General features: G+C 38.8%; 13 protein-coding genes. 11 read left to right on the forward strand and 2 right to left on the reverse strand.

The window, feature by feature from the left end; translation table 11 throughout:
- Nucleotides 1–12: 12 nt before the first annotated feature.
- Nucleotides 13–840: an AAA family ATPase gene (locus CVT05_RS01200; protein WP_107697535.1), complete on the reverse strand. Its 828-nt coding sequence runs from the start codon at nucleotides 838–840 to the stop codon at nucleotides 13–15.
- On the reverse strand, nucleotides 827–2,476 hold the full coding sequence (gene dndC, locus CVT05_RS01205; RefSeq protein ID WP_107697536.1) for a DNA phosphorothioation system sulfurtransferase DndC: 1,650 nt from the start codon (nucleotides 2,474–2,476) through the stop codon (nucleotides 827–829). Before dndC ends, CVT05_RS01200 begins: the two co-directional genes overlap by 14 nt.
- A 115-nt stretch (nucleotides 2,477–2,591) precedes the next feature.
- Here dndC and CVT05_RS01210 point away from each other — a divergent pair, with 115 nt between their 5' ends.
- From CVT05_RS01210 to pglF, 11 genes are read left to right on the forward strand one after another with little or no spacing between them, the layout of a single operon-like run.
- On the forward strand, nucleotides 2,592–3,353 hold the full coding sequence (locus CVT05_RS01210) for a glycosyltransferase family 25 protein (RefSeq protein ID WP_107697537.1): 762 nt from the start codon (nucleotides 2,592–2,594) through the stop codon (nucleotides 3,351–3,353).
- Nucleotides 3,354–4,286 (forward strand): glycosyltransferase family 2 protein, encoded by a 933-nt coding sequence (locus CVT05_RS01215; RefSeq protein ID WP_107697538.1) that lies wholly within the window; start codon nucleotides 3,354–3,356, stop codon nucleotides 4,284–4,286.
- A complete protein-coding gene (locus CVT05_RS01220; RefSeq protein WP_107697539.1) occupies nucleotides 4,283–5,341 on the forward strand; it encodes a glycosyltransferase in 1,059 nt (352 codons plus the stop codon). Before CVT05_RS01215 ends, CVT05_RS01220 begins: the two co-directional genes overlap by 4 nt.
- On the forward strand, nucleotides 5,338–6,381 hold the full coding sequence (locus tag CVT05_RS01225) for a glycosyltransferase (protein ID WP_107697540.1): 1,044 nt from the start codon (nucleotides 5,338–5,340) through the stop codon (nucleotides 6,379–6,381). The genes CVT05_RS01220 and CVT05_RS01225 overlap by 4 nt, the downstream gene beginning before the upstream one ends.
- Nucleotides 6,378–7,502: a glycosyltransferase gene (locus CVT05_RS01230; RefSeq protein ID WP_107697541.1), complete on the forward strand. Its 1,125-nt coding sequence runs from the start codon at nucleotides 6,378–6,380 to the stop codon at nucleotides 7,500–7,502. The genes CVT05_RS01225 and CVT05_RS01230 overlap by 4 nt, the downstream gene beginning before the upstream one ends.
- The gene (locus CVT05_RS01235; protein ID WP_107697542.1) at nucleotides 7,495–9,594 is read left to right on the forward strand and encodes an STT3 domain-containing protein; all 2,100 of its coding nucleotides are present in this window, start codon (nucleotides 7,495–7,497) and stop codon (nucleotides 9,592–9,594) included. The genes CVT05_RS01230 and CVT05_RS01235 overlap by 8 nt, the downstream gene beginning before the upstream one ends.
- 2 nt (nucleotides 9,595–9,596) lie before the next feature.
- Complete coding sequence (gene pglA / locus CVT05_RS01240; RefSeq protein ID WP_107697543.1) at nucleotides 9,597–10,712, forward strand: N,N'-diacetylbacillosaminyl-diphospho-undecaprenol alpha-1,3-N-acetylgalactosaminyltransferase; 1,116 nt, start codon at nucleotides 9,597–9,599, stop codon at nucleotides 10,710–10,712.
- On the forward strand, nucleotides 10,705–11,310 hold the full coding sequence (gene pglC / locus CVT05_RS01245; RefSeq protein WP_107697544.1) for an undecaprenyl phosphate N,N'-diacetylbacillosamine 1-phosphate transferase: 606 nt from the start codon (nucleotides 10,705–10,707) through the stop codon (nucleotides 11,308–11,310). Before pglA ends, pglC begins: the two co-directional genes overlap by 8 nt.
- Entirely contained in the window at nucleotides 11,297–11,887 is a 591-nt protein-coding gene (gene pglD / locus CVT05_RS01250) for a UDP-N-acetylbacillosamine N-acetyltransferase (protein WP_107697545.1), read from the forward strand. The genes pglC and pglD overlap by 14 nt, the downstream gene beginning before the upstream one ends.
- Before the next feature lie 48 nt (nucleotides 11,888–11,935).
- Entirely contained in the window at nucleotides 11,936–13,027 is a 1,092-nt protein-coding gene (gene pglE / locus CVT05_RS01255) for a UDP-N-acetylbacillosamine transaminase (RefSeq protein WP_107697546.1), read from the forward strand.
- On the forward strand, nucleotides 13,028–14,809 hold the full coding sequence (gene pglF, locus CVT05_RS01260; protein WP_107697547.1) for a UDP-N-acetylglucosamine 4,6-dehydratase (configuration-retaining): 1,782 nt from the start codon (nucleotides 13,028–13,030) through the stop codon (nucleotides 14,807–14,809).
- The last annotated feature ends 1 nt before the right edge of the window (nucleotide 14,810 follow it).

The following is a 14,810-nucleotide window of genomic DNA, read 5'->3' on the forward strand; positions in this document are numbered from 1 at the left end:
TTGAATTATTTTTTATTTTTGCATCTCGCTCATTTTTTTAGATGTCAAAATTTGAATTTTTTCTTTTATCTCATCTTCATTAAATTTTATGTTATTAATTGTGTTTTCAAGTTCTTCTTTTTTGCTACCTAATTCACCTTCAAACCTCATAAGCTGTGCTTTATTTTCGCTTGCGAGATTGCTTCGTTTTATAAAATCTTTCTCAATACTACTTATTTCGCTGTTTAGCTTGTCAAGTACTGATATATTTAACATACTTTGAATTTTGTCTTTTAGTTGTGTGCTAATCTCATCAGCCATAGCCTCTATCTCTTCACCGTCAAAAACAAAAAACTGCAAAAAATTTAAAGGTAAAATTTGCTCGCATTCATCTTTTGCCAGATTATCAGTGAGTTGTTCGCCGTTTTTTATAAATATTAGTTTTTCACTAATGCTTGGATATCTGTTCCATTCGCGCCTTATTACTATTTCATTTCCATCTTCATTTAATATAAGCTCAACAAAAAAATTGTTTTCATTATTTTTTATGGCAGTTTTATTAAATACTCCTTGCCAGCCATTTTCAGCATTTTGTCCTAAAAGCAAAACTTCTGGAGAAAATCTTCCTGGGCTTTTGTTGTTTATAAAATTCAAAACTATATCTGGTACATTTTTGCTATCGCTTAGTATTCCGCTGCCTGCAAAAAGTAACTTTATACTACGTATAAAACTAGTTTTGCCAAAGCCATTTTTACCAAAAAGCAAGTAGATATTTTTATTGTTCATTTGATTAAAATTTATGCTTTGTATATCATTGTATGCGAAAAGGTTACAGATTGTTATACGCTTATAGAAAATCATTTTTATCCTTTAATTTTGCTGTTTCATCGGTTATATTTTTGAATATTATGTTATAGATTTCTCTATCTTTTATTCCTGGCTTGCTTATAACTTCAGCAATTATACGTTTTGCTACAATGCCACCATTTTTTGTTTCATCTAGTAAATCTAGATCATCTAGGTAAATCTCTTGTGTATCTTCGTTTTGCATCCTATTAAACTCCTTTGCTATTTTTATACACGAATTTTCACTATCAAATTCTTTTTTCCAGATATCTGATATAAGTTTTAACTGTGCATCACTTATAAGTTCACCCCCAAATTTTGATTCACACTCTAAAAGTTTTTTTAGTATCACTTTTCTGGCATTGCTTGTAAATGGACCACGCCTAAAACTACCATCTTTTTTAAAATCGCTTCTCATTGAGTCATCTTCTCTGGCTTGTTTTATAAAATTTCTAAACTCATTTAGTGGTCTGAGTTTTTCTTCTCCGCTTTTTATAAAACCTTGCATGGATTTATCCTCGTTTACTAGAGTGCATACCCAACATCCAAAGCGGCTTCCCCCACAACTACTTTGTTTTTTGTCTATTATAAATTGACATTCATCACCACTTGCTTGCGTGTAAAGATCAAAAAGAAAATTATGGCTTACGTCCCATGGTGGAGGATTTTGTATTGTTAAGTAGCTCCAAACATCTTCTGTTAACCATTCTTTAATAGGCGAGTATATTAGTACGTTTTCATAGTCGTCATGTTTGCTAAATCCATCTTCGCTGAGTATTCTTTTTTCTATACTTATTTTTCTATTTATGCTTTCACTTTTTCTTACACCGAGTAGCATTATTGCACTTCCGTGTTTGTCGGTTATTTCTTTTACTATAGATTTCATAGGGTTTATTTTTAGCCGCTCGGTACACCACCTAAATGTTCTAGTAGGACTAGGATAACCTTTGCCTATTAGGTTGGCCCAAAATTCATCCTGATCTGATGGTTTTGCTATAATAATTTTGAATGGAATTTCTCTTTTAGCGGCATCAGAATTTATGGAGTTTACAATATTTTTAAAGTAGATGGCAACATTTGGTGCTTCAACTAATGTGTCTGAAAGAATAGCATACGTTGGATTTAGCTCATCTTTTGGTAAATTTAACATCATTTCATAAACAAGTTGCAATACACAAGTTGAGTCTTTTCCTCCGCTGAATGCAATTATGTAAGCTCGTTTGTATTTTTTGTAAATTTTTGTTATTTGACTTCTAGTTTCTTTTAAAATATTATTAAATCTTTCATCGTTGCATACGAAACACGCTCCTTCTTCTTTGGCATCCAATAAATTTCCATTATAAAATTTCACATTTGGCAAGTTTATATCACTAACCAAATTTCTGGCTCTTATTGAACTATTGCAGCAAAGGACATACTCTTCATGCGGATTGTTGGAGATAAAATTTATTATCTCATCTTTTGTTGTTAAATTTATAGAATTTGCAATATGCTCAGCCAAATAAGCAAGTCTTGATCTTATATCTATGATAATTCTATTTTTAAAATTGGGTGCAGTAGAAATCAATGTTGAAACTGAAAGAGTGTCATTGGTAACAGTATTATTTATTTTTTTAACATTGAAACTGTTTAAAAGACTATCTTTTGGCATAATAACCTTTTGAAATTTATTTATGGTGCAAATTCTAGTTAAAATTAATTAAAAATGTATTAAGTAATTATAAAGCATCATAATTAAATAATTCGTACTTTTTAAAAGGTCTTAAATGGATGAAATTTATCTGATCTCTTTGGCTAAAGACACCAAAAGGCGCGAGCTTTTGCAGCAGAAATTTAGCTCTTATGATAGCTTTAAGCTAATAGACGCAGTGGACGGCAGGGAGCTAAATGTAAGGGAGTATTACAAGATCATTTCGCCATCATTTAAAGCTTACGGCAAGGTTTTAAGCCCAGCAGAGGTTGGCTGTTCGCTCTCACATGTGAAGGCCTACGTGGCATTTTTGGCAAGTGAGGCGAAATTTGCCCTCATCTTTGAAGATGACGTGATAGGGAGTGATCAGGACATAAAAGATGCCTTTTTAGCAGCTAGCAAGATGCCTGAAAATAGCGTGCTCATATGTGGCATGCAAGATGGGCTGGAGGGCAGGTTTAGCGCCTTTGGCAAAAAGGTGGATACTAGCCTAAGTAAGCCTCTTTGGCAGGTTTCAAAGCACTCATTTTCAAGCATTTATAGAGCAGGGGCTTACGTGCTAACTAAAAAAAGTGCTAAAAATTTGCTTGAAATTCATAAACGTGCGCTTTGCACGACCGATGTTTGGGACTATTTGCTTGGCGTTAATGAGATGCAGATGTATTTTTGTGATCTCTTTTCGCATCCAACTGATCTTAGTGGCTCAAACATCGAGGGCGAGCGCCTTGAGAGAGGATACAGCGCAAATTTAAAGGCCTATATCAAGACATTTAAATTTATACTTTTCTCACGACTTGAAAAGCTTCAAGGCTATGAGAGAATTTTTAAAAGGGGCTAAATGAGCGAGCCATTAATCAGCATCGTAACCGCAACTTACAAGCGTCCAGAGCTTTTAAAAAAGGCCATAAAAAGCGCTCTAGCTCAAAGCTATAAAAACCTAGAGATAGTTGTAACTGACGACGGCGATGACGAGAGTGCAAGTGAAATTTGCAAGAGTTTTAACGACGCAAGGATTAAGTTTGTAAAAAACAGCGCTCACAAAAAGAGCCCAAATGGCAATAAAAATAACGGCTTTGACAACGTAACAGGCGAGTTTGTCTGCTTGCTAGATGATGACGACGAGCTTTTGCCAGAAGCGATTGCCCAGTGCTATGAAATTTTAAAAAGTGGCGAGTATTCGTGTGTTTTTGCAGACGCGATCTGCGAAAAAGATGGCGTGATGACCGAGGTCGTGGCTGGTAGAAGCCCATATAGCAAGAGTGGGGCGATGAGTAAGATTGATTACCACTGTGGGCGGATAAATGGCGAGTATTTTAAGCTTTTTTCACGTGAATTTATAGACGGCTTTAGGTTTGATGAGAGCAGTTTTGGTGGCGAAAATGAGCTTTATATCCGCTTTTTTGAAAAAAATGTCTTCTACCTTAAAAAGCCACTTTACATCTACCGCATCGCAAGAAGCGATAGTGCGACGCTAAATGCTAGCAAACACGCGTTAAACGTGGCAAACGCTTACATTAAAACTGCAAATTTGCACTACGACATTGCTATAAAAAATGAGCCAAAATTTCTAGCTATGCAGTATAAAAACGCCGCTTACTACGCCAAAATAGCAGGCGAATATGGCCTTATGTTAAGGTGTATCTTTAAAAGTCTTAGCATTAAATTTAGTAAAGAAGCGTTTATATTTTTGCTGCTTAGTCCGCTCCCAAGCGGGCTTTTGCCGGCACTTTCAAAGCTTAGAGTAAAGATCAAGCAAAGGCTTGGCGTATGAGGATATTATTTGTCACATCAACGCTTAGAAGTGGCGGTGCGGAGCGAGTTTGCGCGGTGATCGCATCAAGGTTTAGCATGGATCATGATGTAAGTCTTGTTAAATTTGACAAGGATGAGCCATTTTACGAGCTAGCAAGTGGCGTGAAGCTCATAAATTTAGGCGTTGGGGCTGATGAGCTTGGCTTTGTTGGAAATTTAAAAAAGAGAGTTTCAAAAGTGCTTGCCTTAAGGGCGCTCATAAGAGAGGGCAAATTTGACGCTGTGATATCGTTTTTAGACGCCGTAAATACCTTGGTTCTCTTTAGCTCGGCTGGACTAAAAACGCCTATAATCATAAGTGAGCACACAAACTATCTTGCGCCAAAAAGAGTCATTTTTAAGGTGCTAAGACGCATAAGCTACCCATTTGCAAATGCACTTAGCGTCTTAAGCGACGAGGATCTTGTCCACTACTCGAAATTTTGCAAAAATGTGATGAAAATTTACAACCCACTCTTTGAAGAGGTGCGCAATGAGAGCTTTGATAAAGAAAATTTAGTCATCTTTGTTGGCAGGCTAAATAAGATAAAAAACTGCGAAATGTTTGTAAGAGTGGCTGCAAGCTTAAAGCAAAGCGGCTATAAATTTGCTGTCGCTGGAGATGGCGGCGAGAGAGCAAATTTAGAAAATTTAGCCAAAAGCTTGGGCGCTGAGGTAGAGTTTTTAGGCAATGTAAGTGACATCGCTTCGCTTTATAAAAGGGCAAAGGTGCTGCTCTCTTGCTCAAATTTCGAGGGTCTTGGAAACACCTTGATAGAGGCTATAAACTATGACTGCGTGCGGGTTGCAACAAGAACTAGCGGGGCAAAAGAGCTTATAAAAGATGGCTTTGATGGCTTGCTTTGCGAGATAAATAACGCTGATCAGATGAGCGAAAAGCTTGCAAATTTGATCCAAAATGAGGCAAAAATGGGCGAATTTGTCAAAAATGCAAGAGCTAGACTTGATGAGTTTAGCGTGGAGCAAATTTATAAAAAATGGCTGGAGCTTTTAAAGCTTGGAGGTGTGAAGTGAAAATTCTTTTTGTCATAGCTGCGCTTAGAAATGGCGGAGCTGAGCGCGTGCTAAACGTGCTTGCAAACGAGCTTTGCAAAGACAATGAGATCACTATCGCTCTTCTTGAAGAGGACCTTGGACTTTATAAATTTAATGAAAAAGTAAAGATCATAAATGTTAACGTCACTGGCTCAGGGCTTACTTTAAAATTTAAAAAAATCCTAGCTCTTAGAGCGCTTTTTAAAGAGCAAAGGGCTGATCTGATAATGAGCTTTATCGACTGGACAAACGTCGCTTGCGTGCTGGCAAATGCTGGGCTAAAGAGCAAACTAATAGCAACCGAGCACCACGAGCACAGCTACTTAAAAAGCAAAATCGCAAGCGCTATGCGTGATATTAGCTACCGCTTTGTAGATGGCTTAAGCGTGCTAAGTAAAAGCGACTACGACTACTATAAATTTGCCAAAAACCGCGAGGTCATCCACAACCCACTTTTTATCGACGTGCCTGAAATTTGCGAGAAGCAAAACGTCATCTTAAGCGTGGCAAGGCTGGAGGCGGTAAAGGGCTATGATATCTATTTTGAGGCGCTTAGCAAGGTGGATAAGAGCTTGCTTGATGGCTGGGAGATAAAGATCGCAGGCAGTGGCAGGCAAGAGGCCGAACTGAAGCAAATGGCGTCAAATTTAGGGCTTAACGTCAAATTTCTAGGTCACATGAATGACGTTACAAAGCTTTATAGTGAGGCAAAAATTTTTACTCTTAGCTCACGAAGCGAGGGGCTTTCAAATGTGCTAATCGAATCAGCTGCCTTTGGTTGCGCTAGGCTAAGTAGCGACACCGTGGGCGCAAGAGAGCTTATTAGAGAGGGCATAGACGGGCTTATCTTTAAAAACGGCGACGCAGATGATCTAAAAGATAAGCTTGAGATGCTTTTAAAAGATGAAAATTTAAGGCAAAAACTAGCAAAAAATGCCAGCGAAAGTGCAAATTTATTTAGCAAAGAAAACATCATCAAACAGTGGCGAGAATTTATAAAAAAGGTTGCTAGCAAGTGAAAAAATTAGCCGTTTTTTTATACTCGATGGGACCTGGTGGGGCTGAGCGAAATGTGGCAAATTTACTGCCATTTTTGGTTAGAAGTTATGAAGTTCACCTCATCTTAATGAGCAAGGTCATCGCTTACGAGATCCCAAGCGAGGTGCAAATCCACTTTATAGAAAATAGCGATCCTTACGAGAGCGGGCTAAAGAAGCTTGCAAGGCTCTTTTTGACGATGCCAATGCTTGCCTTTAAATATAAAAAACTTTGCCAAAATTTAGGCATCGATACGCAGTTTGTGCTGATGAACCGCCCCTGTTATATCGCTGCAATAGCTAGAATTTTGGGCTTTAAAAAAAGGCTAGTTATCAGTGAGCGAAGCTGTCCGTCTATACTATATAAAGATGATCTAAGCGGGCGAGTTAATAAATTTTTACTCACTCATCTTTATAAAAAAGCTGATCTCATCCTCGCAAATGCAGCTGGCAATAAAGAGGATCTGGTGCGAAATTTTGGCATGAGCGAAGCAAAAACAAAGGTGCTTTATAACGCCCTTGATCTAAAAACTATAAATTTGCTAAAAGATGAGCCACTTGAGAGTGATTTTAGGCCATTTTTCATAAATATCGGCCGCCTTGATAGCGGTAAAAATCAAGCCATGCTAATAAAAATAATCTCTTCCATAAACGACACTCGTGCAACGCTTGGCATTTTAGGGAAAGGGCCTTTAAAGGACGAGCTACAAAATTTGATAGACAAGCTTGGCGTGAGCGAGCGAGTAAAGCTTCTTGGCACTGATAAAAACCCATTTAGACACATAAAAAATGCCTCTTGCTTGCTTTGTGCATCGCGTTTTGAGGGCTTTTCAAATGTCCTTTTAGAGGCGCTAGCGTGCGAAAAAACTATCATCTCAACCGAGCATAAAAGCGGTGCAAAGGAGCTTTTGGGCGAGAGCGAGTTTGGCATCTTAGTGCCTGTTGATGACGAAAATGCGATGAAAGAGGCGATGATAAAGGTGCTTAATGCACCTGAAATAAGGCAAAATTTTGAAAAGGTTGCGTATAATCGGGCTAAATTTTTTGATAGTGAAAATATAGCGAGTGAGCTTATAAATTTTTTGGAAAATCCTAATGAATAGAAATTTATTTTTTAAAAATTACTCTTTATACTTGATGATATTTGTCGCAGTCCTTTTTGGCATGGTTTGTAGGCTCTACTGGGTCTTTTGGGCGAGTGAATATCCGGTATTTTTCTGGAACAACGAGCTAATGATCAGCACAAACGACGGCTATGCATTTGCCGAGGGCGCAAGGGACATGCTGGCTGGCTTTCACCAAGAAAACGACCTTAGCTACTACGGCTATCCGCTCTCGACGCTTACTTACTGGATCGTGAAATTTCTAGGCGTCAAGCTTGAGACGGCGATGATTTATATGAGCGTATTTTTCTCATCGCTTGTCGCTGTGCCAGTTATCTTAATCGCAAATGAGTATAAGCTAAAATTTGCTGGCTTCATCGCCGCACTTCTTGCAGTGGTCGCAAATAGCTACTATAACCGCACTATGGCAGGATACTACGACACTGACATGCTTATCATCCCACTTAGCGTCTTTGTCGTCTGGGGACTTATTAGAGTACTTGAGAAAAAGGACGCAAAGAGCCTAATAATCGCACCTTTAAGCGTGCTTATCTATATGTGGTGGTATGCGAGCGCATTTTCGCTTATTAGCATTTTAACTGGGCTATTTTTACTTTATACGCTTATTTTTGATAGGAAAAATCCACTTTTTTATCTTGAAATTTCGCTGCTTTTACTTGCTATCTCAAACCTTGATCTAACTCTTAAATTTATCGTTGTCATCGCTATTTATGCGTTTTGTCTTTTTAAAAAAGAGGTGATAAATTTAAAAATTGCTCTTGGCATTTTGGCAGTTATATTTGTTATTTTTGTCATCCGTGGTGGGCTAAATCCGATAATCTTTCAGCTTAAATTTTACGTCTTTAGAGATGCGCCTGAAGTTGGAGGCATGAGCTTTCACTTTTTTAATGTCAATCAAACCATCCAAGAGTCAAGCATCGTTGATTTTATGCTATTTTGCGAGAGGATCAGCGCAAATGTCATCACATTTTTGATCTCACTTGCTGGCGTTGCTCTATTTTGCTTTAAAAACCGCTCATTTGCCGTCTCGCTTGGCATGCTAGCTCTTGGCTTTTTAGCCTTTAAAAGCGGCCTTAGATTTACCATTTATGCTGTGCCTATCATGGCACTTGGCTTTGGCTATTTGGTGGAGTTTATACTTTCAAATTTAAAGCTAAAAGGAGCGGTGCTAAATCTTGCGAGAGCCTTTATAACCGTACTTGCCATCGCTCCAGCGCTCATTCATATCTATGGTTACAAGGCTGAGCCAGTTTTTGTGCACAAAGAGGTTGAAATTTTAAATAAGCTAAAAGGTATCGCAGGACGCGAGGACTACGTGGTTGCGTGGTGGGACTATGGATATCCGATCAGATATTACAGCGATGTTAAGACGCTCATTGACGGCGGAAAGCACCTTGGACGTGAAAATTTTGCCGTGAGTTTTGCGCTTGGAAGCGATGAGATGAGCTCGGCAAATATGGCAAGGCTTGATGTAGAATACACTGAGAGAAATTTTAAAGAGCGATTTAATGGTAATTTGGCTCAAATTTTAAAAGAGAGAAATGCAAGCATCGATCAGTTTTTTAGCGATATAAAAGAGGCAAATTTTAGCCTGCCAGCAAAGACAAGGGATATTTACTACTACTTGCCAGATAGGATGCTTAGTATTTTTCCGACAATTTTGCAATTTAGTAAGATCGATCTAAAAAGTGGTAAAAATTTAAACAACGGTCTTTTTATCGTCACAAGAGCGATCTCTCAAAATGAAAGTGGCATTAGACTAAATGGTGGTTTTACGCTCACAAGTGATGTCACAAATTTAATCTATGATGGCAACATCTTGCCCCTTAAATCTTTCATAGAGACTGATTATAACGAGGCCGGCAAGCTAAATGTCAAAGAGTATAAAAATAACGAAAGCTCAAATATTTCTGTCATTTTTATGAGAGATTATGGTAGGTTTATCATCCTTGATGAGAGCATTTTAAATAGCACTTATATACAGCTTTTTGTGCTTGAAAGGTACGATCCAAAAATTTTTGAGCCAGTCATACTTGATGGGGCGGCAAAAATTTATAAATTAAAGAGGTAAAAATGGCAAGAATAGGGTTTTTAAGCCACGCTGATATGAGCATACACTTTTTTAGACGCCCTATTATGCAGGCTTTAAAAGATATGGGGCATGAGGTTTTTGCTATCGCTCCAAAAGGAAATTTCACTGATGAGCTTGCTAAAAGCTTTCACTCTGTCACTTACGAGCTTGACAAGGCTAGCCTAAATCCACTAACTGTGATAAATAACTCAAAAAAACTTTCTCAAATTTTGAGCGAGCTAAATTTAGATCTGCTTCAAACTGGCGCTCACAAGTCAAATGTATTTGGCACGTTTGCTGCCAAAAACGCTGGTATAAAGCATGTGATAAATTTAGTTGAAGGTCTTGGCAGCTTTTATATAGACGATGATATTAAGACAAAGGCTGTGCGTTTTGTCATGGAGAGCCTTTATAAGCTCTCTTTTGCAAAAGCTGATGCTTGCATCTTCGTAAATGACGCAGATCCAGACTATCTGATCTCTAAAAATTTGATAGACAAAAGCAAGGTGTACCGCATAAAAAGTGTCGGCGTGGATACTACTAAATTTGATCCAGCTATCACGCAAGCGGCTGATCTTGGCGATAAAAAAGTCATTTTAATGATCGCAAGAGCCATGTGGCACAAGGGTGTTCGTGAATTTTACGAGGCAGCTGAAATTTTAAATGGCTACAAAAACTGCGAATTTGTCTTTTTGGGCGAGGGCTTTGCTGGTAATAAATCAACCGCAGATGAGAGCTTTTTAAAAGGCGGCAAAGTACGTTATCTTGGCGCTAGAAACGACATACCACAGCTTTTAAAGGCTTCTTATTTGCTAGCACTTCCTAGCTATAAAGAGGGCTTTCCAAGAACGGTTTTAGAGGCGATGAGCATGGCTAAAGCAGTCGTTGCAAGTGACGTGACAGGCTGCAATGAAGCTGTAAGAGACGGCTACAACGGACTTTTATGCAAGGCAAAAGACGCAAATGATCTTGCTGGAAAGATAAAAATTTTGCTTGATGACGAAGCACTTTGTGCTAGACTTGGGCAAAACGGCAGAAACTGGGCGGTTAGCGAGTTTGACGAGAAGCAAATCGCAAAAAGATATATAGAAATTTATAGGAAATTTATAGATGTATAGAAATTTTTTAAAGAGGGTGATTGATATTTTGGGGGCTTTGTTTTTGCTTATTTTAACATCGCCTATTATCATAGCAACGGCGATTTTTATCTATTTTAAGGTGAGCCGTGATGTCATTTTTACGCAAGCAAGACCGGGTCTTAATGAGAAAATTTTTAAAATTTATAAATTTAAGACGATGAGCGACGAGCGTGACGCAAATGGCGAGCTCTTGCCAGATGAGCAGCGTCTTGGTAGATTTGGCAAACTGATCCGCTCTCTTAGCCTTGATGAGCTACCACAGCTCTTTAACGTGCTAAAGGGCGATATGAGCTTCATTGGACCAAGACCGCTTTTGGTTGAATATCTACCCATCTATAACGAAACGCAAAAGCACCGCCACGACGTGTGCCCTGGTATCACGGGCCTGGCACAAGTAAATGGCAGGAATGCCATAAGCTGGGAGAAAAAATTTGAATACGACGTCTATTATGCCAAAAATTTAAGCTTTATGCTTGACGTAAAAATAGCCTTGCAGACAATAGAAAAGGTGCTAAAGCGAAGTGGTGTAAGCAAAGAGGGACAGGCTACGACGGAGAAATTTAATGGCAAAAACTAAGAAAATTTACATCTACGGAGCAAGCGGGCATGGCCTTGTAGTAGCTGACATCGCTAGAAATAATGGCTATGATGAGATAGTTTTTTTAGATGATGCTAGCGAGCGTAAATTTAGCCCAGAGCTTGAAAAAGCTGACATCATAATAGCCATTGGCGACAATAAAACAAGGCAAAAAATTAGCCAAAAAGTAGAGGTTGCTGGCTTTGATATAGTAAATTTGATCCATAAAAGTGCGGTTGTGAGCGAAAGTGCTGTGATAGAAAAAGGCGTAGTTGTCATGCCAAATGCCGTTATAAACGCAAAAGCTCGCATAAAAGAGGGTGCTATCATAAATTCTGGTGCGGTGATAGAGCATGAGTGCGACATAGGTAAATTTGCTCACATCAGCCCAAATGCAGCCCTTGCTGGAAATGTGAGCGTGGGCGAATTTACGCACATAGGTATCGGCTCAAGCATCATTCAAGGTATAAGTATTGGCAAAAACTGCATCATCGGTGCTGGAAGCGTGGTTGTTAGAGATATAAAAGATGGCACAAAGGCTTACGGCGTACCTGCATGCGAGCGCGCTAAGATATAAATTTAAAAATAAGTGCTAAAATCGCCAAAAAATCACGAAAGGGATGAAATGGATAGGGTTTTTTTATCTCCACCAAATATGAGCGGAAAAGAGCAGGAATATATAAAAAAAGTTTTTGAAAGCAACTATATAGCGCCACTTGGCGAGTATGTTAATAAATTTGAAGAAAGTATAAAAAGCTACACCGGAGCCAAAGATGCTCTTGCGCTAAGCGCTGGAACGGCGGCACTTCACCTAGCACTTCGCGTCCTTGGCGTAAAAGAGGGCGACTTTGTGCTGGCTTCTAGCTTTACTTTTATGGCTTCAGTCTCGCCTATTCTTTATGAAAAAGCAACTCCGGTATTCATCGACTGCGACGAGAGTTGGAATTTAAACCCAGAACTACTTAAAAAAGCGATCTCAAATTTACCTAAAAAGCCAAAGGCATTAGTCGTTACTCATCTTTACGGACAAGCTTCAAAGATGAAAGAAATTTGTGAAATTTGCCAAAACGAGGGCATCGCTTTGGTTGAAGATGCAGCTGAAGCACTCGGCGGATTTTACGGCGGTAAGGCACTTGGCACATTTGGCGTAATGGGTGCATATAGCTTTAACGGCAACAAGATCATCACCACTTCAGGCGGCGGTATGCTAGTTGGCGACAAGGAATTTGTAGAAAAAGCTAGATTTTACAGCACGCAAGCAAGAGAGCCATTGCTTCACTACGAGCACAAAGACTATGGCTATAACTACCGCTTAAGCAACGTTCTAGGCGCTATTGGCGTGGCACAGATGGAAGTTTTGGAAAAAAGGGTTGAACAAAAGAGAAAAGTCTTTGAAATTTATGAAAAAGAGCTTGGCGATGTTTTAGAATTTATGCCAGAACTGCCAAATTCTCGTGGTAACAGATGGCTGACAACCGGCATTTTTGCCAAAAAGGATACACATTTAAAAGTTATAAAAGCACTAGCTGATGCAAACATCGAGAGTCGCCCACTTTGGAAGCCTATGCATTTACAGCCTGTATTTAATGGTGCGTTAAGTTTTATCGATGGATATAGCGAAGATCTATTTTCAAGAGGAATTTGCTTACCAAGTGGCAGCGATATGAGCGAGCAGACACAAGAAAGAGTGATAAAAATAGTCAAGGAAAATGCGTAAATGTTTCATGCAACGAAGTTAAAAAGGCTCGTATTTTTCCTTCTTGGCGATGTTTTTATATTTATCTTTTCGATATATGTGGCTTATCTTTTAAGATTTAACGCTGACATCCCAGATATCTACGTACAAGGGCTTTTTGTAACGGCTGGATTTTTGATCGTTTTTAAGCTCTTTTTTATGTGGATGTTTAAAATTTACAAGGTGCCGTGGAGGTTTTTTGGATTAAATGAAGCAAGAAAAATTTTCTTAGCTCACGTTTGCTCAGCTGTTTTATTTACGATCATTTTTTTTATTATTCAAGATTTTTTAAATCCATATCCAAGAAGCGTTATTTTTATTGATCTTCTTATTTCATGCTTACTTGTTGGGCTTTTAAGAATTTCAAAACGCATGGTGCTTGACTTTTCAAACAAACCTCACAAAGGTGAGCCTTGTATCGTTATAGGTGCGACATCAAAGGCGCTTCACGTCTTGCGTGGCTTAAAACAAGGGTATCTTGACTACTACGCGGTTGGAGTGGTAGATGGCAGGAGTGATCTTGTTGGTACTTATTGTGATGGATTTTTAGTTCAAGATAAAAAAGAGATACCAAGCCTTATAAAAGATTATGACGCAAAGACCGCTATCATCGCGCTTGCACTAGATCAAGATGAGCTTCAAGCTCTAGTTGATGAGCTAAGTGGATATGGTATAAGAGATATGAAGCTCTTCTCTCTTATCGAAAATGAGCCGATCAAGGATATCTCAATCGAAGACTTACTTGCTAGAAAGCCAAAAGATTTAAACCCAGAGGCTATTTCAAATTTCTTAAAAGATAAAAGAGTACTTGTCACCGGAGCTGGTGGCAGTATAGGAAGTGAAATTTGTAAGCAGTGCTTAAAATTTGGTGTAAGTGAGCTTATAATGGTTGAGCATAGCGAGTTCAACCTTTATAAAATAGGCGAAGACACAAAAGATAAAAGAACTGTTAGCAAGCTTGTAAATATCACAAATTTAAAAGACTTTGAAGAGGTTTTTGAAGAATTTAGACCAGAGATCGTCATCCACGCTGCAGCCTACAAACACGTGCCACTTTGCGAGCTAAATCCTCGCTCGGCAGTTGAAAACAACATCCTTGGCACAAAAAATGCAGTCGATCTTTCTAAAAAATATGGCGTTAAGAAATTTGTCATGATCTCATCAGACAAGGCTGTGCGCCCAACAAACATAATGGGTACAACTAAGCGTGTTTGCGAGCTTTACGCACTAAATTCAAATGAAGCAGGTGTATGCGAGATAGTTTGCGTGCGCTTTGGTAACGTCCTTGGCTCAAGCGGATCTGTCATACCTAAATTTAAAGCGCAGATCGCTGCAAATAGGCCACTAAGCGTCACACACCCAGAGATTACAAGATATTTTATGCTTACATCAGAAGCTTGTCAGCTAGTCCTTCAAGCAGCCTCTATCGCAAAAGGTGGCGAGCTTTTCGTGCTTGATATGGGTGAGCCTGTTAAGATCGTTGATCTTGCTAAAAAGATGCTTCTTCTTTCAAACAAAGAGCATTTGGGTATAGAATTTGTAGGTCTTAGACCAGGCGAGAAGCTTTATGAAGAGCTGCTTATCAACAAAGATGACGTTCAAACCAAGTATGAATCAATCTTTGTAACGCATTCAGAGCCTTACGATTTAGCGCTTTTAAACTCGCAGATAAGTGAGCTTTTGCAGCTTGAGGATAATGAGATCGCACCTGCACTTAAGGTGATCGTGCCAGAGTTTAATCATGCATTAAATTTAAAAGGCTAGT

The sequence above is a fragment of the Campylobacter concisus genome, assembly GCF_003049705.1.
GTDB classification, from domain to species: Bacteria; Campylobacterota; Campylobacteria; order Campylobacterales; family Campylobacteraceae; genus Campylobacter_A; species Campylobacter_A concisus_AR.